23 protein-coding genes, 1 tRNA gene and 1 pseudogene are annotated in these 26,561 nt (G+C 60.3%); 12 read left to right on the top strand and 13 right to left on the bottom strand.

Annotation, left to right across the window (positions count from 1 at the left end):
* Positions 1-313 precede the first annotated feature (313 nt).
* On the bottom strand, positions 314-967 hold the full coding sequence (gene chpT, locus AC0L30_RS36695; protein ID WP_473367984.1) for a histidine phosphotransferase ChpT: 654 nt from the start codon (positions 965-967) through the stop codon (positions 314-316).
* Positions 968-1,138: 171 nt separating this feature from the next.
* On the opposite strand from chpT, the gene AC0L30_RS36690 reads away from it, so the two are divergent.
* Positions 1,139-1,966, top strand: coding sequence for a 3'(2'),5'-bisphosphate nucleotidase CysQ family protein (locus tag AC0L30_RS36690; RefSeq protein ID WP_473406347.1), 828 nt, complete (start codon positions 1,139-1,141; stop codon positions 1,964-1,966).
* 13 nt (positions 1,967-1,979) lie between these two features.
* Here the strand turns inward: AC0L30_RS36690 and AC0L30_RS36685 are convergent, their stop codons facing one another.
* Entirely contained in the window at positions 1,980-2,465 is a 486-nt protein-coding gene (locus AC0L30_RS36685) for a YHS domain-containing (seleno)protein (protein WP_473406345.1), read from the bottom strand.
* 139 nt (positions 2,466-2,604) lie between these two features.
* Between AC0L30_RS36685 and AC0L30_RS36680 the strand changes: the two genes are divergently transcribed.
* The 3 genes from AC0L30_RS36680 to AC0L30_RS36670 all read left to right on the top strand — a co-directional run bounded on the left by AC0L30_RS36680 (position 2,605) and on the right by AC0L30_RS36670 (position 4,860).
* Positions 2,605-3,210 carry a DUF1134 domain-containing protein gene (locus AC0L30_RS36680; protein ID WP_027565201.1) on the top strand — a complete coding sequence of 202 codons (606 nt, stop codon included), beginning with the start codon at positions 2,605-2,607 and terminating at the stop codon, positions 3,208-3,210.
* 119 nt (positions 3,211-3,329) lie between these two features.
* Positions 3,330-4,628 (top strand): coiled-coil domain-containing protein, encoded by a 1,299-nt coding sequence (locus AC0L30_RS36675; protein ID WP_007600524.1) that lies wholly within the window; start codon positions 3,330-3,332, stop codon positions 4,626-4,628.
* Positions 4,629-4,785: 157 nt separating this feature from the next.
* Positions 4,786-4,860, top strand: a tRNA-Val gene (locus AC0L30_RS36670).
* A gap of 82 nt (positions 4,861-4,942) precedes the next feature.
* Here the strand turns inward: AC0L30_RS36670 and AC0L30_RS36665 are convergent.
* From AC0L30_RS36665 to AC0L30_RS36650, 4 genes are all read right to left on the bottom strand, one after another.
* Complete coding sequence (locus AC0L30_RS36665; protein WP_473406344.1) at positions 4,943-5,995, bottom strand: hypothetical protein; 1,053 nt, start codon at positions 5,993-5,995, stop codon at positions 4,943-4,945.
* Between the two features lie 145 nt (positions 5,996-6,140).
* Positions 6,141-7,754 carry a benzoylformate decarboxylase gene (mdlC, locus tag AC0L30_RS36660; RefSeq protein ID WP_473406349.1) on the bottom strand — a complete coding sequence of 538 codons (1,614 nt, stop codon included), beginning with the start codon at positions 7,752-7,754 and terminating at the stop codon, positions 6,141-6,143.
* Positions 7,755-7,798: 44 nt separating this feature from the next.
* Positions 7,799-9,247: an aldehyde dehydrogenase gene (locus tag AC0L30_RS36655; protein ID WP_473406343.1), complete on the bottom strand. Its 1,449-nt coding sequence runs from the start codon at positions 9,245-9,247 to the stop codon at positions 7,799-7,801.
* A gap of 30 nt (positions 9,248-9,277) precedes the next feature.
* Positions 9,278-10,447 (bottom strand): MFS transporter, encoded by a 1,170-nt coding sequence (locus AC0L30_RS36650; RefSeq protein WP_473406348.1) that lies wholly within the window; start codon positions 10,445-10,447, stop codon positions 9,278-9,280.
* On the opposite strand from AC0L30_RS36650, the gene AC0L30_RS36645 reads away from it, so the two are divergent.
* Positions 10,328-10,588 (top strand): hypothetical protein, encoded by a 261-nt coding sequence (locus AC0L30_RS36645; protein WP_473406350.1) that lies wholly within the window; start codon positions 10,328-10,330, stop codon positions 10,586-10,588. The two genes, AC0L30_RS36650 and AC0L30_RS36645, sit on opposite strands and share 120 nt — an antisense overlap.
* Positions 10,589-10,680: 92 nt before the next feature.
* Here AC0L30_RS36645 and AC0L30_RS36640 read toward each other — a convergent pair whose 3' ends face one another.
* A complete protein-coding gene (locus AC0L30_RS36640; RefSeq protein ID WP_473406342.1) occupies positions 10,681-12,369 on the bottom strand; it encodes an FAD-dependent oxidoreductase in 1,689 nt (562 codons plus the stop codon).
* Positions 12,370-12,444: 75 nt separating this feature from the next.
* On the bottom strand, positions 12,445-12,906 hold the full coding sequence (locus tag AC0L30_RS36635) for a MarR family winged helix-turn-helix transcriptional regulator (RefSeq protein ID WP_473406341.1): 462 nt from the start codon (positions 12,904-12,906) through the stop codon (positions 12,445-12,447).
* 296 nt (positions 12,907-13,202) lie between these two features.
* On the opposite strand from AC0L30_RS36635, the gene AC0L30_RS36630 reads away from it, so the two are divergent.
* From AC0L30_RS36630 to AC0L30_RS36610, 5 genes are all read left to right on the top strand, one after another.
* Positions 13,203-13,400 (top strand): SDR family NAD(P)-dependent oxidoreductase, encoded by a 198-nt coding sequence (locus AC0L30_RS36630; RefSeq protein ID WP_473406340.1) that lies wholly within the window; start codon positions 13,203-13,205, stop codon positions 13,398-13,400.
* A complete protein-coding gene (locus tag AC0L30_RS36625; protein WP_473406339.1) occupies positions 13,369-13,974 on the top strand; it encodes an SDR family NAD(P)-dependent oxidoreductase in 606 nt (201 codons plus the stop codon). The genes AC0L30_RS36630 and AC0L30_RS36625 overlap by 32 nt, the downstream gene beginning before the upstream one ends.
* A gap of 106 nt (positions 13,975-14,080) precedes the next feature.
* Complete coding sequence (locus AC0L30_RS36620) at positions 14,081-15,217, top strand: zinc-binding dehydrogenase (RefSeq protein WP_473406338.1); 1,137 nt, start codon at positions 14,081-14,083, stop codon at positions 15,215-15,217.
* Between the two features lie 462 nt (positions 15,218-15,679).
* Entirely contained in the window at positions 15,680-17,365 is a 1,686-nt protein-coding gene (locus AC0L30_RS36615) for an AMP-binding protein (protein WP_473406337.1), read from the top strand.
* A gap of 156 nt (positions 17,366-17,521) precedes the next feature.
* Complete coding sequence (locus AC0L30_RS36610; protein ID WP_473406336.1) at positions 17,522-18,310, top strand: SDR family oxidoreductase; 789 nt, start codon at positions 17,522-17,524, stop codon at positions 18,308-18,310.
* A gap of 474 nt (positions 18,311-18,784) precedes the next feature.
* Here the strand turns inward: AC0L30_RS36610 and AC0L30_RS36605 are convergent, their stop codons facing one another.
* The 3 genes from AC0L30_RS36605 to AC0L30_RS36595 all read right to left on the bottom strand — a co-directional run bounded on the left by AC0L30_RS36605 (position 18,785) and on the right by AC0L30_RS36595 (position 22,813).
* Positions 18,785-19,222: a PaaI family thioesterase gene (locus AC0L30_RS36605; protein WP_473406335.1), complete on the bottom strand. Its 438-nt coding sequence runs from the start codon at positions 19,220-19,222 to the stop codon at positions 18,785-18,787.
* Between the two features lie 183 nt (positions 19,223-19,405).
* Positions 19,406-20,620 carry an ABC transporter substrate-binding protein gene (locus AC0L30_RS36600; protein ID WP_473406334.1) on the bottom strand — a complete coding sequence of 405 codons (1,215 nt, stop codon included), beginning with the start codon at positions 20,618-20,620 and terminating at the stop codon, positions 19,406-19,408.
* Positions 20,621-20,638: 18 nt separating this feature from the next.
* On the bottom strand, positions 20,639-22,813 hold the full coding sequence (locus AC0L30_RS36595; protein WP_473406333.1) for an FAD-dependent oxidoreductase: 2,175 nt from the start codon (positions 22,811-22,813) through the stop codon (positions 20,639-20,641).
* A 341-nt stretch (positions 22,814-23,154) separates the two neighbouring features.
* On the opposite strand from AC0L30_RS36595, the gene AC0L30_RS36590 reads away from it, so the two are divergent.
* On the top strand, positions 23,155-23,595 hold the full coding sequence (locus tag AC0L30_RS36590) for a hypothetical protein (protein WP_473406332.1): 441 nt from the start codon (positions 23,155-23,157) through the stop codon (positions 23,593-23,595).
* Between the two features lie 48 nt (positions 23,596-23,643).
* Positions 23,644-24,417, top strand: coding sequence for an SDR family oxidoreductase (locus tag AC0L30_RS36585; RefSeq protein ID WP_473406331.1), 774 nt, complete (start codon positions 23,644-23,646; stop codon positions 24,415-24,417).
* A 444-nt stretch (positions 24,418-24,861) separates the two neighbouring features.
* On the opposite strand, the gene AC0L30_RS36580 is transcribed toward AC0L30_RS36585, so the two are convergent.
* Both AC0L30_RS36580 and AC0L30_RS36575 read right to left on the bottom strand, forming a co-directional pair.
* Positions 24,862-25,395 carry a flavin reductase family protein gene (locus AC0L30_RS36580; RefSeq protein WP_473406330.1) on the bottom strand — a complete coding sequence of 178 codons (534 nt, stop codon included), beginning with the start codon at positions 25,393-25,395 and terminating at the stop codon, positions 24,862-24,864.
* A 33-nt stretch (positions 25,396-25,428) separates the two neighbouring features.
* Positions 25,429-26,539 (bottom strand): annotated as a pseudogene (locus AC0L30_RS36575) (NADH:flavin oxidoreductase).
* Positions 26,540-26,561: the final 22 nt, after the last annotated feature.

Raw genomic sequence — 26,561 nt, 5'->3', positions numbered from 1 at the left:
ATGTTATCCAGGATCTTGGCGTTGTTCGGCTCCTGCTCGAACTTCACCAGCTGATTGTCCACGGTGTCCAGGCTCTCACTGGTTTCCGTCAAAAACTCCCGCAACAGATCATCCATGAAAACAGGCCTTCATACAGGGAGGGCGCGCACACAAGACGTGATGCGCCAATTCGGAATGGGGCCAGCTTCACCGCAAAGCGTTTAATATTGGTTGAGTATGTGGAAAAGAACGGAATCAACAAAGAGATAAGGCGCTCCGGACAAGCCGAAGCGCCTTGTAAAGATTCGATTAACGTTTGAGAGCGGCTTCGTGTCTACGACGCGATGATGGTGATGGCCTCGCCTTCGTGCGCGAGCCTCACGGTCAGCCCGCAAGCCTCTGCCAACAGCCGCGTATAATAAGGCTGGATCGCGTGCGCATCCGCGGCCGGGCCGCGCTCGCCGCTCAGGAGTTCGGAGATGTTCTGCGGCAGGCGCGCATTATGTCCGATCGCGGTGATGCGGAAGCTCATCGTCTCGCCCTCGCCGATCGGATCGATCGTCAGCGTGCCGCCGCGCGGGATCGTGTGCTGCGAAACGACCAGCATGTTGAGCAGCAGCTTGACGCGATTCTTCGGCAGCAAGATCCGCGGCAGATTCCAGGTAATCGAGCACTTGCCGTCCTCGATGTGGCCGCGCGCCATGGTCTGGGCATCGCCGAGATCGATCTGCGCGCCGGACGAGCCGGCCGCACCAAAGGCGAGGCGGCAGAACTGGAGGCGGGCGGAGGCGGTTTTCGCGCTCTTGCGTATCAAGTCGAGTGCGAACTCGCGGTCGTCGGGCTTGGGATCGTCGTCGAGCACTTCGAGCCCATTGACGATGGCGCCGACAGGGCTGATGAGATCGTGGCAGACCCGCGAGCACAGCAGCGCAGCGAGTTCGAGCGCATCTGGAGCGGCGACGGTAGCGGGTGACGAAGCGTCAGACATAAAGGGTTCCTGGAATTGCACGGCGCGGACGCGGCGAATCAAGCATGCTTGACGAATGCCGCAGGTTCTAACATTCGCAACCCCGTGGCAGCTAGCTTGCGATCGGTTCGAAGCGGCCCTAATGCCGCGGCGAATCACTCGCGTAGGGATGGAATTACCGATGAATGAGGCATGCAGGTGAAGCGGATCATTGACGGCGCGGCCGCCTCCCACCTGATGGAGCCGCTCACCGCGCTGGTGGTGAAGGCCGGCGAAGCCATCCTCGCGGTCAACCGCACGGCGATGCGGGTCGACGGCAAGCAGGACGGCTCGCCGGTAACCGAGGCCGACCTTGCCGCCGACCGCATCATCGCGGACGGGCTGGCGCAGCTTGCGGGCGACATCCCGACGCTCTCGGAAGAGCGGACCCAGCTCGCCTCGCCGCCGTTCCGCGACAGCTTCTTCCTGATCGACCCGCTCGACGGCACCAAGGAGTTCGTGGCCGGGCGCGACGAGTTCACCGTCAACCTTGCCCTCGTGACATCGGGCGTGCCGCTGCTGGGCATCGTCAGCGCGCCCGCACTCGGGCTGCTCTGGCGCGGCATCGTCGGCCGCGGCGCCGAGCGGGTCAGGTTTGACGGCGCGACCATCGGCGCTGCCGAGCCGATCCATACCCGCAAGCTGCCGCCCCTGGGCGAGTCCTGGATCGCGGCGGTTAGCCGCTCGCATGGCGATCCCAGAACCGAGGCCTTCATCGATCACCGCCCCAACGTCGTCAGGAAGACGGTCGGCTCGGCCGTGAAATTCGGCCGGATCGCGGAAGGCAGTGCCGACATCTATCCCCGCTTCGGGCCCACTTGCGAATGGGACGTCGGGGCCGGCTACGCGGTCGTGACCGCCGCCGGCGGCAGCGTGACCGACGGCACGGGCGGCGCGCTCCGCTTCGGCGAGCGGCACGATGCCGGCTTCATCATCCCGGAGTTCATCGCCTGGGGTGACCCGCAGGCGGCAAGACTCTGAAATCGTAAAGACGCTACTGGCTGAGCTTGTCCTCGAGGGCCGGCCAGCGCTTGCCCACTTCGTAGAGGAAGCGCTCGGCATTGGCGGCGAAGGCGTCGCGATTGGCTTCCCGGCTGAACAGATAGAGCCGCTGCGCCGCGATCGCGAAGAAACGGGGGTTGCCGGCGATGGTGACGCCGCGGGCGATATCAACCGGATCGTAGCCGCCGAATTGCGGCCCGTAGACTTCGGGATGGGCCAGGAAAGAGGCCCGGTTGCCCTCGTTCCGAAAGCGCCAGACTGCGCCCCACAGGTTCGCCTCGAACTCGGCGGTCCCCTGCACGGCCGCGCCATCGACGAAATAGGCCACGGGGTCGAAGCCCTCGATCGCCACGCCGCTGAAGCGGTTGACGACGATCCGCTCGGTGGTGGCCGCCTGCGCCGGCAACCCCGCGCAGAGGATCCAAATGCCCGACAGCATGCAGACCAGAAGGCCGATCAAGGCAATTCCGGGGCGCAAAGGGCTGGCTTCCTGCCGTTCTGCCGTCATAGTTGCTGCGGATAACATCCGAGTCGAGGGGACATCCGGCGCAACCTAGAGCCGTGCCTGTTGGCGTCAGGTTAAGGAAGCGACCGGATTCGATACCAGGGGTTCTTTTATGACTTTCGCATCACGCCTTGCCGCAGTCGCGCTTGCCGCGATGGTCGGGTGGATCATTCCGGCTTCCGCCCAGCAGCCGCCGCCGCCCGATTTGCCGCCGCCGCAGCGGACCCAGACGCCCAGCACCTATGGGCCGGACGAACTTGTGAACGCCGGCCACCGCTTCTTCGGCAACGTCTCGCGCGGCCTCGCCTCGATCATCGAGAAGGCGGTCAGCCAATGGGGCCTGCCCAACGGCTATATCCTCGGTGAGGAAGGATCCGGCGCTTTCGTCGCCGGCCTGCGCTACGGCGAAGGCACGCTCTACACCAAGAACGCCGGCGACCTCAGGGTCTACTGGCAGGGTCCCTCGCTCGGCTTCGACTGGGGTGGCGACGGCGCGCGCACCATGACGCTGGTCTATAATTTGCCCGCCACCAACGCGATCTACCAGCGCTTCGCCGGCCTCGACGGCTCGGCCTATATCATCGGCGGCTTCGGCATGACGGCGCTCACCGCCAACAACATCGTGCTGGTGCCGATCCGCTCGGGCCTCGGCCTGCGGCTGGGAGCCAATATCGGCTATTTGAAATTCACCCCGCGCGCGACCTGGAACCCGTTCTAACGTTCTGCTTTCCCCTCCGGCGACGGATCAAGGTTAACGACATGTCGGGGCTGGCTTTTTGCCGGCCCCGCATGCAATGTCCTTGGTAAATTTTTCCTTAGCTTTGGGAGTTCTGGCCCATGGTCGAACCGATCATGTACCTGGCGATCGGTTTCCTGCTCTCGATGCTGTGCGGGCTTGCGATCGTGCCGCTGGTGCATAACCGCGCCGTGCGCCTGACCACGCGCCGGCTCGAGGCCGCCACGCCGTTGTCGATGGCCGAGATCCAGGCCGACAAGGACCAGCTCCGCGCCGAATTCGCCATGTCGGCGCGACGGCTGGAGATGAGCGTCGACCAGCTCAAGAACAAGACCACGAGCCAGCTCGCCGAGCTCGGCAAGAAGAGCGACGCCATCAACCGCATGAAGATCGAGCTCGGCGAGAAGAACGCCACGATCTTCGCGCTGGAGGCGCGCGAGAAGGCGGTGAAGGAGCAGCTCCGCGCCACCGAAGAGGAATTCAACACCAAGACCGCAGCCCTGCGTGCCGCCGAGCTCGCGCTGACCGACAAGCAGGGCGAGCTCGCAAAGATCAATTCCGAACTGTCCGACCGCTCGATGATGGCGGAGAGCCGTCAGGTCGAGCTGGTTGTGGTCCGTGCGCAGATCGAGGAGCTGAAGAACCGCGTCGGCGACGCCGAAAAGGAATTTGCCGCGACGCAGGCGCGGCTGGCGCAGGAGCGCACCGAATCCGAGACCGCCTCGCGCGAGCTCGGCGACGCCCGCGGCCGCGTCGAGAATCTGAGCCAGCGCGTCACCGATCTCGATCGTCAGCTCATCGTGCAGGTGAAGGAGGCCGAGATGCTGTCGGGCCGCGTCGGCGACCTCGAAGGCCGCCTTGCCACGCAGGGCAAGCTGCTCGCCGAGCGCGACTATGAGAACAACCAGCTCCGCCAGGCCAACGAGGGCAACGAGCGCACCATCAAGGAGCTGCGCGTCGAGATCGCGGCCTTGAGCGGCGGTAAATCGTCGGCCGCGATGGAATCGATCCGCGCCGAAAAGACCGCGCTGGAGGAGCAGCTCCGCACCGCCCGCGACGAGCGCGCCAAGCTCCAGCGCGACATCAACGCGATCCAGCAACAGGCCGAGAGCTCCTGGGCGACCGAGCGGATGGAGAACGCGCTGCTGCGCGAACGCATCAACGACATCGCCGCCGAGGTGGCCAAGCTCGCGATGCAGCTCGAAGGACCGAACTCGCCGATCGAGGCCCTGCTTGCGGCGGAGGCCGGCCAGCCGCCGAGGCCGGCGCCGCGCCCGGCCAATGACGCCCCGACCAACGGCACGGCCGCCGGCACCCTGCCCGAAGGCGGCGGAACACTGGCCGAACGCATCCGCGCGCTCCAGGCCCACGCCTCCCGCGCCCGCCAGCAGGGCGCGTAAGCCGCCCCAATACAGTCTGACCGCTGAATTGCGGGTCCGGGGAGAAGGTTTTCCGGTCCGGCAGCGCCTCGAAACTTGACACCTTCGGCCCGCACTTCTAAATCGCGGGCTCCAAAGCGTCGGCGGCCGAAACTCGGGTCGCCTGCATGATGGTTTCGGGTGCATAGCTCAGCGGGAGAGCGTTCCCTTCACACGGGAGAGGTCCAAGGTTCGATCCCTTGTGCGCCCACCATTAATCCTTTGTAATCAATGGTTTAACGAATTGATTCCCCGGAGATGTGCCCCAGAAAAGCTGGGGCACAATAGGGGCACAGTCAAGAACCGGAAAGGAGCCGCTGCAGGCGCGCGATTATCCGGCCACCCATCAGCATGCGCTCGCCGTCGATCTGAACTTGCGATCGTTTCGATAGCGTCCATCCGAGGACCGGCGCATGAGCGTAGCGGTCGGCAAGACGGAAGTGACTGAACACTCCGTTGATCGAGGCCACGTAGGTGGACACGAGGCTCGCCGTGAAGGTGCTCTGTGTCGACTGGCCACGCAGGAGCGCGAAAAAGGGCAACCAGATCTGCTTCAGATTGGGCACCTCGCCCGGCGAATCTGCCGAGCCGATCGGTAGTACGGAGATCGAACTGAGACCGTCGCTGAAGAGAAGATTCGATCCGCCATCCAATGTGGGATCGCTGCTGACCTGCACGAAAACGGTGGTCCGAACGAACCGGCGAGTGCCGGGAGGATGGGGTTCACGGTCGTCCTGAATGAGATTGCCGATCTCGCGGAGTACCTCCAGTGCCGAGTTCGATCCGAAGTTCTCGACGTACCCGCCGTCCACTACGGCGTCGTAGAAGCGGCCGGTCCTGTCGTACACGGAGCCCGCCGGCTCGATGAATGGAAAACGCGTGCTGATTCCGATCGCGGCCGACAGAGGCAGCGGTCGGACCTTTGCGACGTTCAGCAGTTGCTCGTTTTCGGTAAGACCGGCGGCCACTATCCGCTGCCCGGTCAACGCGGAGACTCCATTAAGAACGAGTACAGGAAAGCGGGAGTTCGCGTCGATCCGATCGAACCGTCGGGAGAGTCCTTCTCCGGCATCGAGCATCGTGTTCCGCCACGCGGCCTCCCACGCTTCCTCGAGAACGGCCGATCGGTCCGGTACCCAAGGCAGGGGCAGAAGGTCGCGGAAGAGAAGCGCGGCCAGCACCGGACCCGTAAAGTCGTGGTCCAGGATGGCTTGCCCGCAGAGTCGATAGCCTGTGATCGTCTCTCCCGCACGGTTTCGGCACTCGACCGGCTTGCCAAGTCGCGCGTGCTGAAGAAGAGCCCGGTACACGCCTGCTCCGAGAGAGCCGCCGGAGACGCCGCTGATCATGAAAGTGTGCCGGTCAAAGGAAGGAAACCGATCCTGGAGATCGCCCAGAATCGTGGCGGTCCAATACGCTGCTCTCAGACCTGCTGGTCTTCCAATCGCAAGGTGAAATCACACTTCGGTGCGGGGCAAATCGATCAGCTTTCGATCAACTGCGTGAATCAGATACAAAGAGGTCCCCTACCTTCTCGTCGACGGCGATGTCGACCAGCACGGGCCCCTGCGCTGCAAGCGCCTCGCCGAGAGTCCCGTCAAGGTCGGCCACATCCGTGACCCGCTTTCCAGGACAACCAAGTCCTTTTGCAAGAGCCACGAAGTCGAGCCCGGGCAGATCAATCCCCGGCGGGCGATGCGCCTGCATAATCTGGCTGAATGCGCGCATCGCGCCATAGCCCGAATTGTTCATCACTAGGAATGTGATGGGCAGGCCGCGTTGTGCGGCGGTCCAGATCGCCTGAATGCAATACATTGCCGATCCATCACCGATCAGACACACGATGCGGCGTCCCGGCCGCGCCAGGGCGACGCCGACCGAGGCCGGCAGGCTGTAGCCAAGCCCGCCACTCGCCATGGTGTAGAAGCTGTCAGCGCCCCGCATTGGCAGGAATTGCTGGATTGCGGGCCGATGCGAAGGCGCCTCCTCCACCACGATGGCATCTTGCGGCAGCATTGCCGATAGCCGGCTGAGCGCGTAAGCCGGAGGAATTGGACTGGCTGCCACCGGCACAGCGGGCGTGGCGCGTGCGGCAGACAGGTAGGGCCGTGTGGTCTTTGGCAGGGTTGACGCCAGCGCAACGAGCGCTTTGGGAAGCGTTCCAATGATGGTCTCTCCGACGGCTGCGGAAGCGGCCTCGGTCGCATCGTTCGTGATCTGCCAGACGGGTGTGCCATCCTCGAGTACGTCGCATTGCCCCTCGACATGGAAGGTGAAAATCGGCGCCCCGAAGACGATGACAAGGTCCGCACCACGCAATGCGTGCGCGAGCCCGCTAGGTGCTGCCGGAAGGAAGCCTGCGAATTGCGGATGCCGCTCGGGGAAGCTCGACCGGCTAGACATCGGGCTCGCCCAGACAACTGCCCTCGCTTGTTCGGCGACGGAGACCATCTGGTCGACACAGCCGCTGCGATCGATATCTGGGCCTATCACGAAAGCAGGCCTTCTAGCCGTCACGATCGCCGCAGCGAGCCGAACGATTGCGGCCGGATCCGGCGCAAATTCGGTTGCGATCCGGCGGAACGGCGGAAGCGCGGCGGGACGCGCCCAATCGTCCGATGGGACGGACACAAATGCCGGGCCGCGCGGATGTTGCATCGCGGTGAGAAAGGCCTGCGCAATGGCTGCGGGTACATCCTCTGCTCGGGCAGGCTCTGAACTCCACTTCACGTAGGGCTTGGGGAATTGCTCGGCGTCCTCAGCGAAGAGATAGGGTCGCATCCGCAGTAGGCTTCGCGCCTGCTGACCGGCTGTCACCACCATCGGGGTCTTGTTGCGGAAAGCCGTAAACAAGTTACCGAGCGCGTGGCCGAGCCCCGCTGCCGAGTGCAGGTTGACGAAGGAGGGACGCCCAGTGGCTTGAGCATAACCATCCGCCATGCCGACAACACAGGCTTCCTGCAGTCCGAGAACGTAATCGATATCGGCGGGCCAATCGTGTAGAAACGCGAGCTCCGTCGAGCCGGGATTGCCGAAGACGCGGTCTACACCAAACGAGCGAAGCACACCCAGCGTCGCTTCCCTGACCGTTAGGCTTTTTGAAGTCATGTCGTGCTTTCCTGGGCTGGCTTTCCAGTTCGAATCGACGGCCATCAGAAGGGATAGTGCTGAGGCTGCGTCTCGATCGTGATCCAGCGCAGATCGGTGAACTCGGCGATCCCGGCCTGGCCACCGAAGCGCCCGTAGCCAGATCCCTTCATGCCGCCGAACGGCATCTGGGCCTCGTCATGCACCGTCGGTCCATTGACGTGACAGATGCCGCTTTCGATGCGTTGTGCCACCGTGAGCGCGCGCGCGACATCCCGACCGAATACGGCAGCCGAGAGCCCATACTCCGTATCGTTCGCAAGGCGCACCGCCTCATCCACGCTCCGCGCGCGGATGACCGAGACGACGGGACCAAAGCTTTCTTCGGTGTAGATCCGCATGCCGGGCATGACGCGGTCGAGCACCGTTGCCGGGACGATCGTGCCCGCGCGCTCGCCCCCCGAGAGCTTGACGGCCCCCTTTCGGACTGCCTCCTCAATGAGATCGACAACATGCTTGGCCGGTGTCTCGTCAATCATCGAGCCGATGACCACCGGACCGGAACGAGGATCGCCCGCGGGCAGCGAGCTTGACTTCTTGGCAAGCTTCTCAACGAACTGATCGGCCACCGCCTCGTCAACGATCACACGCTCGGTCGACATGCAGACCTGCCCTTGGTTTATGAAGGCGCCAAACGCTACGGCAGCCACTGCGGCATCGAGGTCGGCATCGTCGAGCACGATGAGAGGCGCCTTGCCGCCAAGCTCGAGCAGCACAGGCTTAAGGTGCCGTCCAGCCAGCTCCGCGATCACACGGCCGACCCGGGTCGAGCCGGTGAAGTTGATCCGCCTGACCGCCGGATTGGCGATGAGACGCTCCACGACAACGGGCGCGTCAGCCGGCGCGTTGGTCACGACGTTCACAACGCCGGGCGGGAAACCGGCGTCTCTGAACACCTCGCCGATCAGCCGGTGCGTTCCTGGACAGATTTCGGACGCTTTGAGTACGACCGTATTGCCGCATGCGAGCGGCGCTGCCACCGCGCGCACACCCAGGATGATGGGAGCATTCCACGGCGCAATGCCCAGGCACACGCCAGCCGGCTGACGAACGGCCATGGCAAGGCATCCCGGCTTGTCAGAAGGAATGACTTCGCCGACGATCTGCGTGGTCAGGGAGGCCGCTTCGCGCAGCATGCCGGTTGCGAGCTTCACGTTGAAAGCCGACCAAACCGCGGTCGTACCGATCTCAGCCATCATGATCGCGATGAAGGCGTCGCGCTTGGCCTCGATCACTTCGGCGGCTTTCAGCAACAGGTCCCGCCGCGCGTTGGGGCCGCGCGCCGACCAGTCCGGCAGTGCGGCCGAAGCCGCCGCCACCGCGGCATCGGCATCCGAAACCGTCCCGGCTGCCGCCCTGCTGGCAATCTCCCGCGACAGCGGATTGCGCCGCTCAAAGACTTTGCCGTTGGCTGCGGCCTGATCGTGTCCGTTGATGAGAAGACTGACGTCCATGATGAATCTCCCTTGGTATTGCGAATTGACTTAGCTGAGCAATTGCGATTTGCCGGTTTCCCGCGCGAAGCTCAGCGCGATCACGGCGGCAACCGCGAGCACGAAGTAGTACCCGGCAATCGCATATGTCGTGCCCGTCTGGGCAAACAGGCTCGTGGCGACGAGCGGCGCAATCCCGCCACCAAGCACGGTTCCGAACTGCTTTCCGATCGAGACACCGCTAAAGCGGACCCGTGTCGGAAACAGCTCCGGGAAGTAACTCCCTTCAGTGCTGAACATGAGCGGATGAATTACGCCTGCGGCAAGCACCACCGCAGCCGTCAGCAGTAACGGGTCGCGGCTGGCGATTGCGTTGTAGAACGCAAACATCGAGATGCTCGCGAGCACGACACCAGCCAGGAAGAGGCGTTTCCGCCCGATCCGGTCGGACCAGGCGCCGAACAGGGGCATTGCAATCAGGCCGACGAGATTCGCTAAGAGGACGGCCTGGGTAACGACATCCTTCGGCACACCGAGCTGGCGCGTCGCGAATGAGATGGTGAAAATTGCTGTCAGATAGAAATACGATGTCTGCGCCATCTCCGCGAAGAAAACGATGATGATAGAGCGCCAGTGCGTCCTGAGTGCCTCGACGGCCGGTGCTGCTGTAACTTCCGGCGCTTCACGGAACGTCGTGCTCTCTTCGATGCGCAGCCGCATGTAAAGGCCAAGCGCGACGAGGACGGCACTGACCAGGAACGGGACACGCCATCCCCAGGACAGCAGGTCCGCTTCCGGCAGGCGCGAAATTGCCAGCGCTGCAAACGAAGCGAGGACAACGCCAACCGGGCCCGCAGCCTGGATGACGGCAGCCGAGAAACCGCGCTGGCCCTGAGGAGACGTTTCAAGCGCCATCAGGCTCGCCGCAGTCGACTCGCCACCGAGCGCAAAACCTTGAATGAAGCGCAGCACGACAAGCGCAACGGTAGCGATTGCTCCCACACTGCCGTAGGTCGGCAATAGTCCGATCGCCATTGTCGCCAGACCCATGATCAGCAGCGTGCACAACAACACGGACTTGCGACCCAGGCGGTCGCCGAAATGACCAAACACAAGGCCCCCAAGCGGGCGTGCCAGGAATCCAACCGCAAAGGTCGCAAAGACGGCAATCGTGGCGGCGAGTTGATCGAATTTCGGGAAGAAGAGCTGATCGAAGACCAGCGGCGCAATCAGGCCGTAGATGAAGAAATCGTACCATTCGATCGCGGTTCCGATGGCACCGGCGATCAGAATGCGGCGGCGCGCACTCGGCGTCTGATGAGATTGGATGACGGCGGCTGTACGGTCTTCGTAATTCTCTAGTGCCCTGGTGGTCACGTTATCCTCCTCATGTTGCGATTATCGTTTCTTGTTATTTGCGACCGCACCTTGGGTGCGTCGAATTCAGACGTCGATCAGCTCGCCAGACGTGCCTGATCGCTCTCCGTGTGCCCAAGCGCGCGGGCAAGCACGCGCCCGAGCAGCCCCGCCTGTGACGCGCTACCGCGCCAAGCCACTATCTGATCGGGACGAATAAGGGCGAGATCCGCCTCGTAGAGATCGCGAAGTCGTCTGGGCAGGGTAACGAGCTTCAGTTCGGCCCCCAGCCTTTGCGCCACTTCGATCAACTGATCGCTGGCGGATGCGACGTCGTCGAACTGGAGCAGCGTCCATTCAAAGCCGAACAGATCGTAGAGAGATACGCCGTCCTCCAGCCAGGCATGCGGTGCACGGCCTCCGGGACAGGCGCTCGGCACGTAGATATTTGCAGCATCCGGCGGCGGCAGGCTGCCATCGGACACGATGATCGGCGACCCGTCGTAACGTCCGCCGAAAGTTACGCCAGGAATGTTGAATTCGGCCCGGGCGTGCTGCTCGAGATAGGCGCCTGCCGCACGTCTTGCTTCGCCGCCCGCTTCCGTAGCGTCCTCGATCTCCGGCGCGGGAGCAAAGAGACCAAGCGAATCGGCGAATCGGCGCGCGTAATCCGTGTTACGGAGCGCCACCGGACGACGTTCGATCGCGTAGCTGTCGAGGAGCGACGCAGGGCTCACGCCCTTGACGACGCTAGCCAGCTTCCAGCCAAGATTGACGGCATCTTCGATGGCGGTGTTGTAGCCGAGCCCACCGGTTGGCGTGAACAGATGCGCCGCATCTCCGCCGAGAAAGACCCTGCCCCGCTGCATGCCATCGGCGACCAGTGCATGACCCGCCGTCCAGGTGAGAAAGGAGAGCACTTCGCATTCGAGCGGCGCACCGCATGCCCGCTGGAAGGCAGCTTTCGCCGCGTTGACGGTGATCGCGCTCTCATCCTCGCCAGCTCGAAGCTGGGTGTGGAAGGCAAATTCGTCGCGCCCGTTCACGGACGCCATGAAGGCCCGGCGGTCGCCGTTGAAGCAGTTGTACATCCACGCCTTGGCGTGCGGGACGCTCGTGTAAAAGTCCGCCGAGCGGAGATAGACGGCTAGCATCCGGCCGCCCATGAAATCACGTTGCGTGCCGGTCGAGCCGCCGTATGAAATGCCGAGCGACTGCCGGACTGTCGAGCGCGGGCCGTCAGCGCCCACGAGAAAGTCGGCGTGAATCTGAAAGCGGCGACCATCGTCGAGGCATTCAATTTCTGCAACGACGCCGTTATCGCGCTCAGAATAGTTGATGAGACGGTGGCCGTAGTGAAGCCGAATCCCGGGCAGCTGCTCTGCGTGCCGGCGTAGCACCGCTTCGACGTATTTCTGCGACACGCGATGGGGCAGTTCGGCAGCGCTCCAGGAGCCGGACATTCCCTTGATCAGCTCGGTTGCACGCGCCGAAGACGGCAATTGAAACCGCGCCAACTCGTAGCCGGTGTATCGGGTGAAGTAAGCGACGTCGGTTGGATAGTCGGTGGGCAACCCCACCTGCCTGATTTCGTCGGCAAATCCAAGCCGGCGATAGTGTTCCATCGAGCGGGCTTGGGTCGCATTGGCCTGGGGATTGAATGCCGTGCCAGGTTTCTCATCGACCAGAACGGCGGATATGCCCCGCCGGCCAAGCTCATTGGCCAGCATGAGCCCGCAGGGCCCACCGCCCGCGATGAGCACAGAGGCCGTCAGACGTGTTTCCAAAGCCGCCACTCCCTACCAAGCACTATTCTGCATGGTAAGGACGCCTGATCATTTCGTCAAGCTGCCTGACTATTTCTAATCCGCGAGGGTGTCGAACTTCGCGCCATACACCGCAAGCCCTTTGACGATTGCGTCCATGTTCGATTTACCCAGCTCAGCACGCATTTCGCGCTCCGCGACGTCGACGGCATCCCGGAAGGAGTCCAGCCAAACCAGACCGGCGGACGTGAACCTCACGATCCGTGCGCGCCGGTCGCTCGGATCTGCAGTACGTTCAACCAGTCCTAGCTCGGCACACTGGTCGACCAACTCGCCCATGGCCTGCTTGCTCATCGAGGCCCGCCGGGCGAGTTCGGTCAGGCGGGTTCCTTCCACATCGAGATTTCGGGTCAAGCCGACATGTGCAATGCGGGTCTCGGCATGGCCGCTTGCACTCATGAGTTCAAGGACGCGCTCCTCGAAGCGACGTACCGCGTTGTTGAGCAGACGACCGACATTGGCATGCCGCCATGCTGTCCCGGATTTCCTGGGTCCCAAAGGGGGTGACTTTCGAATCGTTCAAGGCGCTTGATGATCAAAGCTTGTCGTGGCCGCAACGGCCTTCAGTTTGGCCGAAAGTGCCCTCCTATTATTGAGCTTGCAAGAACGAATGTTCGAAATCAAGGACAGCCGTCGCACCACGATCATATGGCGGCACGAGTATTACACCATGCTCCACTCGAAATCGCGGCAGGCAGCTCAGCCAGCTGATAGGCAAAAGCGGCGAACGAGGCCTAGACGACTGTCCCCTCGCCAGGGACGCATTGTTGCAAGGTAACGCAGGAGTAACATTCATGACGACCGCACTCATTACCGGCGCTTCCAGTGGCATCGGTGCAGTCTATGCGCGCCGCATGGCCGCACGTGGATATGGTCTGGTCCTCGTCGCTCGGGCAGCCGACCGGCTGAAGGCGCTTGCGGAAGAACTGCGTGACGCACACGGCGTTACGATCGAAGTCATTGCAGCGGATCTCGTCGACGACCTCCAGTGAACCGGTCCTGCAGCGTCTCCGCTCTACTCCTCAGATCGACATCCTCGTCAACAACGCCGGCACAGGACTAATCGGCGACTTCGCCGCTGCTGACCCTGCCAAGATGGCCCACTTGCTGCGACTTAACGTTGTCGCAACCACGATGCTGGCGTCCGCAGCCATCGTCGGTATGGTCGAGCGCGGCAACGGGGCAATCATCAACATCGCTTCCGTGCTGGCACTTCAGCCTGAGTACATTCGCGGTATCTACGCAGCCACAAAGTCCTATGTGATGACGCTGTCACAGAGCCTTGCTGCCGAAGTCACGTCAAAGGGCGTCTATGTCCAAGCCGTACTCCCTGGCGCCACGCGCACGGAAATCTTTGAACGATCCGGTGGCGACATCAGCAAGGTGGCCAACCTTATGGAGGTCGAGGATCTCGTCGATGCTGCCCTGGTCGGTTTCGATCGAAAGGAGCTGATTACAATCCCGCCCATCCCAGATCCAGCGACATGGGAGGCGTTTGAACAGGCACGTGGCGTTTTGGCGTCGGGCTTCAGCAACTCCCGGCCGGCTGCGCGCTATCGAATCTGACAGCGTGACTTGCGTCGCGATAGTTGATGGCTGCGACCAGCGATGACCACCTTCGTGACGCTTCGGCGCATCTAGACATAACAAACACAAACGGGGAGGATTTGCGATGAGTGATGGAAAGACCGGGCTGCAACTGCGCTCGCTGCTCAAGAAGGGTGGCGAGCTCGAATTGTCGCTGGTGAGTATCCCGACGCCCGAACCTGCAGAAGATGAGGTCCTGGTGCGCGTAGAAGCTACGCCGATCAACCCGTCCGATCTTGGACTCCTGATCGGCCCAGGCGACATGTCGACCGCCAAGGTCTCGGGCTCAAAGGACTCGCCTGTGGTCACGGCGAAAATGCCGGAAGCCGTCATGCGGATGATGGCGGCGCGGCTTGATCAGTCGCTGCCTGTCGGCAACGAGGGCGCCGGCACCGTGATCCGGACCGGATCGTCGGATGCCGCCAATGGGTTGACGGGCAAGAGGGTCTCGATGATCGGTGGCGCGATGTACAGTCAGTACCGCACCATGAATGTGAAGGACGTGATGGAGCTGCCGGCCGGCACCACTGCTGCCGATGGCGCGTCCTGGTTCGTCAATCCCCTGACCGCGCTCAGCATGATCGAGACCATGCGGAGCGAAAATCACAAGGCGCTGGTGCATACCGCAGCCGCGTCGAACCTCGGCCAGATGCTCAACAAGGTCTGCATCAAGGACGGCATAGACCTCGTCAACATCGTGCGCAGCAAGGAGCAGGCCGACATCTTGCACAAGATCGGTGCCAAGTATGTCGTGGATTCCACGGTCGCCGGCTTCATGGATGATCTCACCAACGCGCTGGTGGAAACCGGCGCCACGATCGCGTTCGACGCCATTGGCGGCGGCAAGCTCGCCGGCCAGATCCTGACCTGCATGGAGGCCGCGGCCAACAGGGCCGCCAAGGAATACAGTCGATACGGCTCCAATGTTTACAAGCAGGTCTATATCTATGGCAGCCTCGATCATCGTCCGACCGAATTGAGCCGGGCGTTCGGGCTGGCCTACAGCGTAGGCGGCTGGCTGCTGACGCAGTTCCTGCAAGAGATCGGCCCGACCGATATCGGTAAATTGCGCCAACGTGTCGCCTCCGAGCTCAAGACCACCTTCGCCAGCCACTACACGAAGGAGGTGTCGCTGCAGGAGACGCTCGAACTCGCCAACATCGCCATTTACAACAAGCGTTCCACCGGCGAGAAGTTTCTCATCAACCCGAGCAAAGCCTGACGACAACGACGGGCGACTCTCTCTCTCCGGTACAATCTCGATTTGCGGTCCACCGGTGTTGACCCCAAAGCATCGACGTCGTGCTGTGTCGCATCTGCATCCCGACCACATCAACGGCATTCGCGCCCTCGGTGGCTCCATGAGGTTTGCGAACGCCAAGATCATGGTGCCGGCAAAGGAGGAGTTTCTGTCGGTCGACATTGTTACGGCTGGGTGACCGATGCCACGAGTTTCAAAGTGCGTTCTGAGCACGGGATCAAAGGCAATGCGCTCAATGACCGTAGCTTGTCCTGGCCGCAACGGCCTTCAGTTTGGCCGAAAGTGCCCCCCCATTATCGAGCAGCTTGCACGAACGAATGTACGAAACTGAGACGGTCGCCGCGCCACGATTATTGGTTCGAGTTCGTCAAAGGCGAATGCCACGCCGAACTATAAAAAAAGCGGGAAACCCAAGGAGCTAGAATGACTGAGCGGCGCTGGTTAGGCAAATATCCAGATGGCCTCAAGGCCGACATCGACCTAACAGCAGAATCGGGATCGCTGGTCGACTTGCTCCGCGCCAGTGTTTCGAAGTTCGGCGGTCGCGTCGCCTACGACTTTTTCGGGATCGACATAACATATCGGACCGTGGATCTGGTTAGTTCGCACCTTGCTTCGTATCTCCAAAGCATTGGCTTGCAGAAAGGCGATCGGGTGGCGGTGATGCTGCCTAACGTCCCGCAGTATCCGATCGCCGTTGCAGCGATCCTCAAGGCTGGAATGATCGTCGTGAACGTCAATCCCCTATACACACCGCGAGAGCTCGAACATCAGCTCAAAGATTGCGGTGCTAAGGCAATTGTGATCCTGGATGAATTTGCAACAACGCTGGATCAGTGCGTCGCAAGAACGACAATAGATCGTGTCGTGCTCTGCTCGATCGGCGACATGCTGCCGGTTTCCAAGTTGGCCGCTACCAGTTTCGTCGCGACAAAAACAATGAAAATGGTTCCGGCTTTTGAGTTGTCGGGTGTAACATTCTCGCAGGCCGTGCGACGTGGAAGTCGTGGGGTTCCAAAAAATCCCGAGATCAAGCCTGACGATGTGGCGGTTCTGCAATACACTGGTGGCACCACCGGCATATCGAAGGGGGCAATTCTTTCGCACCGAAATCTGGTCGCCAATGTTTTGCAAAACGAGGCATGGTTTGGACCAGCACTCGACACGATTCCCGCAGGCGAGCAGCCAGTAACGGCATGTCCCTTACCGCTGTATCATATCCTCGCGTTTATTACGAGCATGGTTATGTTGAGGGTCGGCGGCAAGAATGTCCTGGTACTCAATCCGCGTGATACAAGCGCCACCCTGAAAACACTAGGCGCTCATAAGATCCATATGTTTCCGGGCCTCAATACGCTCTTTAACGCATTAATGGCTCATCCGGATTTCGACCAGGTCGATTGGAGCCATCTCAAGGTGACAACGGCCGGCGGGATGCCGACCAATCCGGTGACAGCTCGACGCTGGAAACTGCGCACCGGCAGCACGATTTGCGAAGGATACGGTCTGTCGGAGGCCTCTGGGACCGTAACCTGCAATCCCCCGACCGGAGACATCAGAGCTCCTGGCGTCGGCCTGCCCGTTCCCTCGACGTTCGTATCTCTGCTGGATCCCGCAGGAAAGGAAGTCGGTCCGGGCATGGTTGGCGAAGTCGCCATCAAAGGGCCGCAGGTCATGCGCGGTTACTGGAACCGCGAGGAAGAGACGTCTCAAGTGTTCGACGCCCGGGGCTTCTATCTCACGGGGGATCTGGGATCCATGGACGAAGATGGCTATCTCAAGATCGTCGACCGCCTGAAGGACATGATCCTGGTGAGTGGTTTCAATGTTTACCCTACCGAAATCGAACGCGTGGTTGCGGAACTGGAGGGCGTCCTCGAATGCGCCGCGGTCGGCACCCCAGATACCGATACGGGGGAGGCCGTCCGGCTGGTTGTCGTGCGAAGAGACAGCGCGTTGAACGAAGCTGATGTGAAGGAGCATTGTCGCCGTCATTTGACGGGATACAAGCAGCCTAAGATCATCGAATTCGTCGAGTCCCTTCCGAAGTCACCCGTCGGCAAAGTACTCAAGAAGGACATGCGGGCCTACGCTCCGATCAAAAACTGAACACGAACTTGCATCCAGGCCACCTGGCAAGGGTGAAGTAAGTTCGCGCCACCCTCTAGTGTCACGCGAATTGCAGTCGCGCACGGGTCGGCTTCCGCGCGTCGTGTTGGCCAGAACCGCTAGCCGCCGAAGTTAGCCAGAACACGAGGAAGCTATATGTCCACACACGTAATGAAGCTTCTCAATTTGAGCGGCAAGACGGCTCTGATAACTGGCGGTTCGCGGGGGCTTGGACTGCAGCTCGCTGAAAGCCTCGGAGAAGCCGGCGCACGCATTGTAATCACGTCTCGAAAGGCGCCCGACCTCGAAGCCGCCGCAGCGGCCCTGACCTCGCGCGGCATCGACGCGCAATGGATAGCCGGAGACGCGGCACGGCCGGATCAGGTGGAATACGTTTGCACCGAAGCACTGAACCGGTTGAAGCAGATCGACATCCTGGTCAACAATGCCGGCGCCTCTTGGGCGGCCCCGGCTGAGAGTCACCCTATCGAGGCATGGGACAAGGTGATGAACCTCAACATCCGAAGCGCCTTCTTGTTCAGCCAGGCGATCGGGCGGGCCAGCATGATCCCCAACAAGCATGGTCGGATCATCAACGTCGCCTCAATCGCTGGGTTGGGCGGAAATCGGGCGGGAATCGAGACCGTCGCCTACAACACGAGCAAGGGTGCACTGGTGAACTTCACTCGGGCGCTTGCGGCTGAATGGGGCGAGCATGGCATCACGGTAAACGCGATCGCACCCGGATTTTTTCCGAGCAAAATGGCCGATGGCCTTTTGCAGCAACTCGGCATCGATAACCTTGCTGCACAAACACCCCTAAGGCGCATAGGCGACGAAGACGATCTCAAGGGCATTGCACTTTTGCTGGCATCGTCTGCCGGCAAACACATCACGGGTCAGATAATTCCGGTGGACGGCGGGATGAGTTGCGCGATGGGATGAACGTGACTTCCATACGAACGACTGTCACTGGTCATGCCCAGTTGATCGACAAAGCGAGAACCGAGATCCCATCAGCGTTTCCGCGAAACCGCCAGGTCCGGACCAGCCTGGGCCGCGATGTCGGCGAGAACGACTCCCGTTCCTGCCGCACGGTTCCGATACTTCGCAAGCCAAAAAAAGCCAGGGCTACAAATGCAGTCCTGGCAGTCTGGGAGGAAGCGGCACGCGATGCGTGTGTCCTGCAAGCAAATTGACGAGCTTTCGCTTCGCCGCAAGCGCAATCCACGATGCTGACCGTATCTGCCTCCATAGTTGGCCGAAAATACCTCGCGCGGCGTCTCATCATCGCAGATCTCTCGATCCGTCACTCTCGTCCCGGCCCTAGGTTGCCGACGCAAATGCAATATTCACCAGAAGCGGACATAGCTGGGACGACTCGGTCGCATTGTCGATCATCCTGAACCTCTAGCCGGTTCAGAAAGTGAATTCCAAACTGGCGTGCGCTACCAATTCGCCGGTAGCCGAAAAGGATACGCGAGTTTCCGTAAAGGCGGACGCTTTGCCAAAGCGCAGAACTTCCGATTTTACATGAAAATCGTCGTTGACGGCGGGACGCAAGAAGTGCGTGTGTTGATAGACGGTGCCCTTAGATGCGCGCTCAGTCGTATGCATTGCCAGCGATGCGACCGTATCAATAGCAGCCATAATGGCCTGACCACACACGGCACCGGTGGAAAACTTGAGCGCATCATTTTGGGGAAGCAGGGCGGACACCGCCCCCGGGCTAACCTTGAAATCACGAATCCCCAGCAACTTCACCCAAGGGGCGAAAAGAAAATCGTAAAATTCGTCAACCGTAGCGTCCGTTAACGGAAGGAAGTGAAGCGGAGTGGGTTTTGCAATGTGGATCATTTGTAGGGCCTGATGCTCGGAGTACGATACGGTAGTGCAACTCTCTAAGCTCGAGAGTTGGAGGGAGCCTGAAGCTCTCGGGCAAAAATACCCTCGTGATGGTCGATGACCGCTGAGGGTCGTCGACGGAGCTGAAGGTTCTGAAGTCCGCTAGCAAATCCGGAAGTCATTCTGACAGAAATGTTAGCCGCCAACCTCGCCGTCGAGAATGTCTCCGAACATTTCCCAATGATCGCCGGTCAGGCGCTCCATTTGCATCTGCTCGATCGGAAAGAAATCCGTGGGGCTCGTGTTGATCTTAATCCCCGGCAAAAAGATATCGTTCTCCATATCCTTCAGATTAGCTGCCTGGCGCATTAAATTTTCTCGCGTCAAGTCGTCGCCGCACCGTCTGATCGTATGCACGAGTGTCTGCGCCACGCCGTAAGCGTACAGGGTCGAGCCATCCGTCTTATCGGCGTCGGGCAAATACTTGTCCATGAACTCCGTGAACTTCTTGATACCCGGGTCATCCTTCCATCGGCTATCCGCGGCGTCCTTCGCATAATTCGACGATAGAATCCCTTGGGCATTGTCGAAGCCGGCCGGTTTGATGGAGCTGATCGAGGAACTGATGTAGCTGATAATGTGAATGGGTTTCCAGCCAAGCTCGGCCACCTTCTTGATGCTCTGCGCGCCAAATTTCGGCGTCGTCATGCTCATAAGCACGTCCACATTGGCGGCTTTCAGTTTGACGATGTGGGTATCAATAGTCGGTTCAGTGATTTCGTAACTGTCCTCTGCGACGATCAGCGAGGCATGGCTTCCGAGCCCGTCCTTCAACCCTTTAAGAAGATCCTTTCCAAAATCATCGTTCTGATACAGAACGCCGATTTTGGCACCGGGATGTTCTTTCAAGAGATACTTGGCATACACCCTACCCTCGCTTTGGTAGTTAGGTTGCCATCCGATCGTCCAAGGAAAATGCTTCGGATCGCCCCACTTCGTCGCGCCTGTAGCGATGAAGATCTGCGGTACCTTTTTGCTATTCATATATTTTTGGATAGCTGAATTGGACGGCGTTCCGATCGAATTGAAGATCGCAAAAACCTCGTCGCTTTCCACCAGCTTGCGCGCCTGCTCCACGGCCTTGGGAGGACTGAAGCCGTCATCGTACGAAATGAAATTGATCCTGCGCCCGTTGATGCCACCCTGCTCGTTGATCATCTTGAAAAAAGCGGCGTGCATCCGTCCGATGATTCCGTAGGCCGATGCCGGTCCGCTATAAGGAGAAATATTGCCTATCTTGATTTCGGTGTCGTTCGCGCCGGTATCGTATTTGCTCTGCGCAAGGACCGTCTGCGATGTGCATAGAAGAGCCGCGGCAGCAATCAATTTGAAGGTATGGAAGGATTTCATTGCGTGTTCTCCGCAGGCTTAGGAATGGGCAGCAATCTGGTGTTCCGGCGGGCCGAAATTCTTGACGTCCTGTTGCAGGATGCGCCTTGACCAGCCGTTCAGGGCCAGCACGAACCGATTCGTCTCCGGGAGGAACGGAAATAGGGGATAGATGTGAACGGAATCGTCGACCAGTTCGACGGTGACATCGACATTCTGCGCCTGCGCACGCTGAAGTATCCTGCTGGTGTCATCGAAAAGTGCCTCGTTCATGGCTGCGGTCAGAAACAACGGCGGCAACGAACTGAAATCCCCGAACAGCGGCGAGACGAGAGGATCACGAGGCTCGTGACCCTGGAAATAAGATGCCGCAAGGAATGTCAGGCTGTCTCGGTTTGCGGCCGGGTCCTTGCCCTCAGCGAGCCTGAGGCTTTCACCACTTAACGTCATGTCGGCGAAAGGACAAACCGCCAGAATGCCTGCGGGGAGCGAATCGCCGGCCGATCGAAGCGCCATTGCAAGGGCGATTGCGAGGCCGCCCCCCGACGATTCGCCGCTCAGAATGATGCGTTCCGGCGTGATGCCTTCGCGGAGCAGACCTCGATACGCATCGACCGCGTCGTCGAGAGCGGCCGGATAGGGATTCTCGGGAGCGAGCCGATAATCAACCGTAAAACACTCGCCTTCGACAGCCTGCGCAAGGCGTGCGGCATAGTTCTGCGAACTATCGGCTGACCCGACGACATAACCTCCTCCATGGAAATGAAGGACAACGGGTCCGGACTTCGAACGCGATGAATTGATGCGGATCGTCCGCACGCCGTTAAGTTCCCTCTCGGCACTTTGAATGTCACTGTTCGGTGGAAAGTTCGTTAGTAGGAACCGCTCGTAAGCCCTCCTCAAGCCGTCGTAGCCTTGAGCGGCATCTTCCGGCGTTAGCGCATTTTTCCACAGATCGTAGGCCTGACAGCTCTCCGGACGTGAGAGGCGGAAACCCTCCTGAACCGCCGACAGGCCGAAGACCTCGCCTACTGGCTGATCGACGGCCTTCAGGACGTCGTATTTCCAGCCAAGTCCCCAGCTTGTCTCCGCCAGCGGATCGATGCGCGACATACCCTTCCAACGGCCGTTTCGCATGCGGATTCGCTCGTGATCGGACTCGTGCACAAGCTTGACCATCGCGCGCGCGCCGGATTGAACGCGCGTAGTGCGTGGCCGGCGGCGGGTCTCGTACTCCCGCAAGGCTTCTGGAACGTCGTTCGATCTAGAAAGTACGGTGGCGATCGTCCAAGCGTCTTCCATTCCCTGGCATGCGCCCTGCGCCAGGAAAGGCACCATCGGATGCGCCGCGTCCCCGAGCAGGGTGATACGTCCGCTTGTCCACTTTTCAATCGGATCGCGATAGTACATCCCTGTAATAAAGGCGGTATCGATCTGATCCAGCAACTGCTTTAGCCGTGGCTCAGCAGCGGAGAACGATCGCCTAAACTCCTCGATGTTACCGCCCTCTTCCCACGATTCGCGCTGCACTTCCGTGTCCGGAACGGACGCAAGGACGCTGTACAGTTTCTGCGGCCGTACCCAGTACGATACGATCGTGCGGCCCGGTCCGGTCCAATTATGTCCGCGCTCCGGCAGATCGACGAACGAAAGGCGGTCGCCCGGAATGAGGGCGCGCCACATGAGAATATTGGCGGCTTGGGCCGGCTTATGTCCCCACAGTCTTTCGCGGACCATCGAATGAATGCCATCCGCGCCAACAACGGCATCGGCTTCTAGAACCTCGCCGGTAACAAGTTTGACCCATGCCAAATCCGCGGTCTGCCCGAGCTCCTCACAACGAGCTCCGAAACGCAGCACCCCCTCGGGAAGCCCCTTGGCGAGCAGGTCAATCAAGTCCGCGCGGTGCAGATTGTATAGCGGCGCACCATAACGCAGCGCAGCCTCTTCACCGAGCGGTGTTGCAAACAGCATTCGGCCAGTTTCGAAGTCGTTGGTATCCCAGGCTTGGGGAATGACTCCGACGGCCAGCAGCTTGTCCTCAAGTCCCAACTCGCGCATTACCAGCGTGCCGTTTGCTCCGATCTGAATCCCCGCCCCGATTTCGCGGAACTGCTGGGCTTGTTCGACGACGGTGACATCGATGCCCTTTCTCACAAGAGCTAGAGCTGCGGTTAAGCCTGCGATTCCGGCGCCAATAACGATGACTTTCATTCGCTCCCCGCCGGTGTTGAATCCGCCCGCGCTGTCATTCGCGGTCTAAGCTCGGGGTGCAACGATGCTACTTGAAGCGCCGGTAATGAGTGCGGACGTCATGAATGTACTCCCACGTTACCTTGCAACAGTTCGTTGGCCTTCGGGATAAGTACTTAACCAGCGATGTTCGGTGATTCAGACGCACTGAGATCTTTCAGCGTGGCGTTCACCTTTGACGAAATCGAACCGCATAATCGTGGTGCGACGACCGTCGCTTGAGTTCGTACATTCGTTCTTGCAAGCCCGATAATAGGAGGGCAGTTTCGGCCAAACTGAAGGCCGTTGCGGCCAGGACCACCTTGATCATTAAGCGCCTTGCCGTTGAGTCCCGCTCAAAACTCAGCTTGAAACTCTCGGCACACTCGGCCGCAACGATGTCTCCCGATTTCAAGACTTTGAGCAGCGGCAAAGACTGTATCGGCTCGCTTCGTATGACTGGAGATGCGCTGCCGGGTCTCAAGACTGGACAAGCTCGCATCAATGCGTTTGGCGCCCTTGCGCATGCAGTTCTGATCGATCGCGCCCTTTCTTCAGCAGTGCGCTCAATGATCATAGCTTCTCGTGGCCGCAACAGCCTTCAGTTTGGCCGAAGCGGCCCTCCTATTATCGGGCTCGCAAGAACGAAGGTACGAAACCAGGGACGGTCGCCGCGCCACGATTGTGATGTTTCAAGTTCGGCAGAAGCGAATGCCACATTGAACGGCGCGGCTTCCACGCGTCATGTTGGCCAGAACCGCTAGCCGCCGAAGTTAGCAAGAACACGAGGAAGCTCTATGTCCACACACGTAATGACGCTTCTCAATTTGAGCGGCAAGACGGCTCTGATAACTGGCGGTTCGCGGGGGCTTGGACTGCAGCTCGCGGAAAGCCTCGGAGAAGCCGGCGCACGCATTGTAATCACGTCTCGAAAGGCGCCCGACCTCGAAGCCGCCGCAGCGGCCCTGACCTCGCGCGGCATCGACGCGCAATGGATAGCCGGAGACGCGGCACGGCCGGATCAGGTGGAATACGTTTGCACCGAAGCACTGAACCGGTTGAAGCAGATCGACATCCTGGTCAACAATGCCGGCGCCTCTTGGGCGGCCCCGGCTGAGAGTCACCCTATCGAGGCATGGGACAAGGTGATGAACCTCAACATCCGAAGCGCCTTCTTGTTCAGCCAGGCGATCGGGCGGGCCAGCATGATCCCCAACAAGCATGGTCGGATCATCAACGTCGCCTCAATCGCTGGGTTGGGCGGAAATCGGGCGGGAATCGAGACCGTCGCCTACAACACGAGCAAGGGTGCACTGGTGAACTTCACTCGGGCGCTTGCGGCTGAATGGGGCGAGCATGGCATCACGGTAAACGCGATCGCACCCGGATTTTTTCCGAGCAAAATGGCCGATGGCCTTTTGCAGCAACTCGGCATCGATAACCTTGCTGCACAAACACCCCTAAGGCGCATAGGCGACGAAGACGATCTCAAGGGCATTGCACTTTTGCTGGCATCGTCTGCCGGCAAACACATCACGGGTCAGATAATTCCGGTGGACGGCGGGATGAGTTGCGCGATGGGATGAACGTGACTTCCATACGAACGACTGTCACTGGTCATGTCCAGTTGATCGACACAGCGAGAACCGAGATCCCCCTCGCGGCTACATTATCCGCCAAAGGACTAGTGAGTGCGAACAACTGCGTTCGTCGCGAGCCAATAAACATCCGGCCGATTGCCTCGTGCCAATTGCCGACGATCACCGAAACGGTGACGTTCTTCGCCTTTCTGGCGATCAGGCAGCGTGCAGGACCATACCGTCCACGCAATTCGCGGAAGCCCGATGGAGCCGAAGTCGGGCTTCATGTGCATGCCCGCTTGTGGCTGCGTACTCGGCAGCAAACGCGATGATATCTTGTCCAAGGCCTAAAGCTGTCGACGGGGCCAAGGCGGAAGTCCTCGAACAACAGCCGGCACGTCCGTCAACTTCGGAGGCACAATCGTTGGCGTTGCGCCGCCGGGTAGTCGCTCAGGCGGCTTTGGGGCGGTTCGTGCAGTCCAGAGTAAAATAGCGGCCGTGCGCGTATAGCAGCGCCGACCCCTCTGGCTGCACGCGAGTGGCCTTGACGACGCCTGCAAATATGGAGTGCGATGGAAACTCGTGTCTGCTTTCCAGAGCGCAATCGAAGCTTGCTAGAGCTCCGTCGAGTATCGGCGCCCCCGTGAACAGATTATTCCAAATCCCCTCACCGAAGCGTGCTTCTCCGGTCAATCCAGTTCGGCCTGAAAACGTGTCCGCCAATCGAATCTGTTCGGCGGAAAGAAAGTTGAGGCTGAAGCAGCCAACATCCAGGATGGCCTGATGGGCACTCGCACTTCGATTTATGCAGATCGACACCATTGCTGGCTTGTCAGAAAGCGCACATGCGGCCGTGGCCGTAAGCCCTGTGCGCGAGCCAACGTCACCACAAGCCACAATCGAGACAGTGGAGACCTGGTTGCGCATAGCGTTTCGGAAATCCTCCGGCGAGATAGCGCGATCGAGACTGGTTGGGTATAACATTCGCTCCTCCAGAAAGAACCGAATACATATTGCTCAAACGAGATCGGAGAGCATGTCTTTCTCGAAAGACTTCAATTTGCCTGACGTTCCGTTGCGAAGTTGCGCGGGCCAGTCTGGGTTGGCGACGAGTGCGCGCCCGATTGCGACCAGGTCAAATTCATCCTGCGAAAGCCGGTCGAGGAGGTCGTCGATATTCGCCACGTCGGCAACGCGACCGCCCAATGATGCAATGAAGTCGCTGCCGCTGCTTAGGCCAACGCCTCCAACTGTAATCGTGGGTTTACCCGTCAGGCGCCTGGTCCAGCCGGCTAGATTGAGGTTGGATCCTTCGAACTCCGGCTCATGATAGCGCCGGGTGGAGCAGTGGAAGATGTCAACCCCAGCTTCCACGAGCGGCGAGAGAAACTGTTCCCATTCTTGCGGAGAATGCGCCAAACGCTGAGTGAAATCCTGCTGCTTCCATTGCGAGACGCGCAGAAATCAAGGGGAAACGCGGTCCGACAGCGGCTCGAGCTGCTTTGATAATTTCAGCTGCGAAGTTCGCTCTTCTGCGTAAATCTCCTCCCCAAGTATCCTCGCGAGTGTTTGTGCCTGCCCAGAAGAATTGGTCAATCAGATAACCGTGCGCTCCATGAAATTCTACCGCGTCGAAGCCGATCTGTTGGGCTGCACGAGCTCCCTTGGCGAAGGCGTCGATTACGTCCGCAATTTCGCTTTCCGCCATGGGCGAACCAACGACCCTTCCAGGTACATAGATTCCTGACGGTCCGACCGCCGGCAGGAGGTCGGTTTTTGGCCGTCCTTGATTGCGCATCATGCCGACGTGCCAAAGCTGCGGAGCGATCTTACCTCCGGCCGCATGGACCGCTTTCACGACATCCGACCAGCCGGCAAGCGACGCCTCGCCATGAAACGCCGGATGGTCAGTTGATTGAGAGGATGCATGGTGGTCGATAGTGGTTCCCTCGGTGACGATCAACCCGACCCCACCTTCGGCTCTTCGGCGGTAGTACGCCACAACGTTCTCTCCTGGAATCCCATTTGGAGAAAAGGAGCGCGTCATCGGTGCCATGACGATTCTGTTTGGTATGCTGAGCTTCTCTGATGCGAATGGTCGAAACAACGTCTCAATTGAGCGTGTCATTTGTGTAATCTCCTTTGAAGAG

The sequence above is a fragment of the Bradyrhizobium sp. MI1.11 genome (assembly GCF_055811255.1).
Note: the sequence above shows the minus strand (reverse complement) of the source record. Positions and strands in the feature narration are given on the sequence as shown.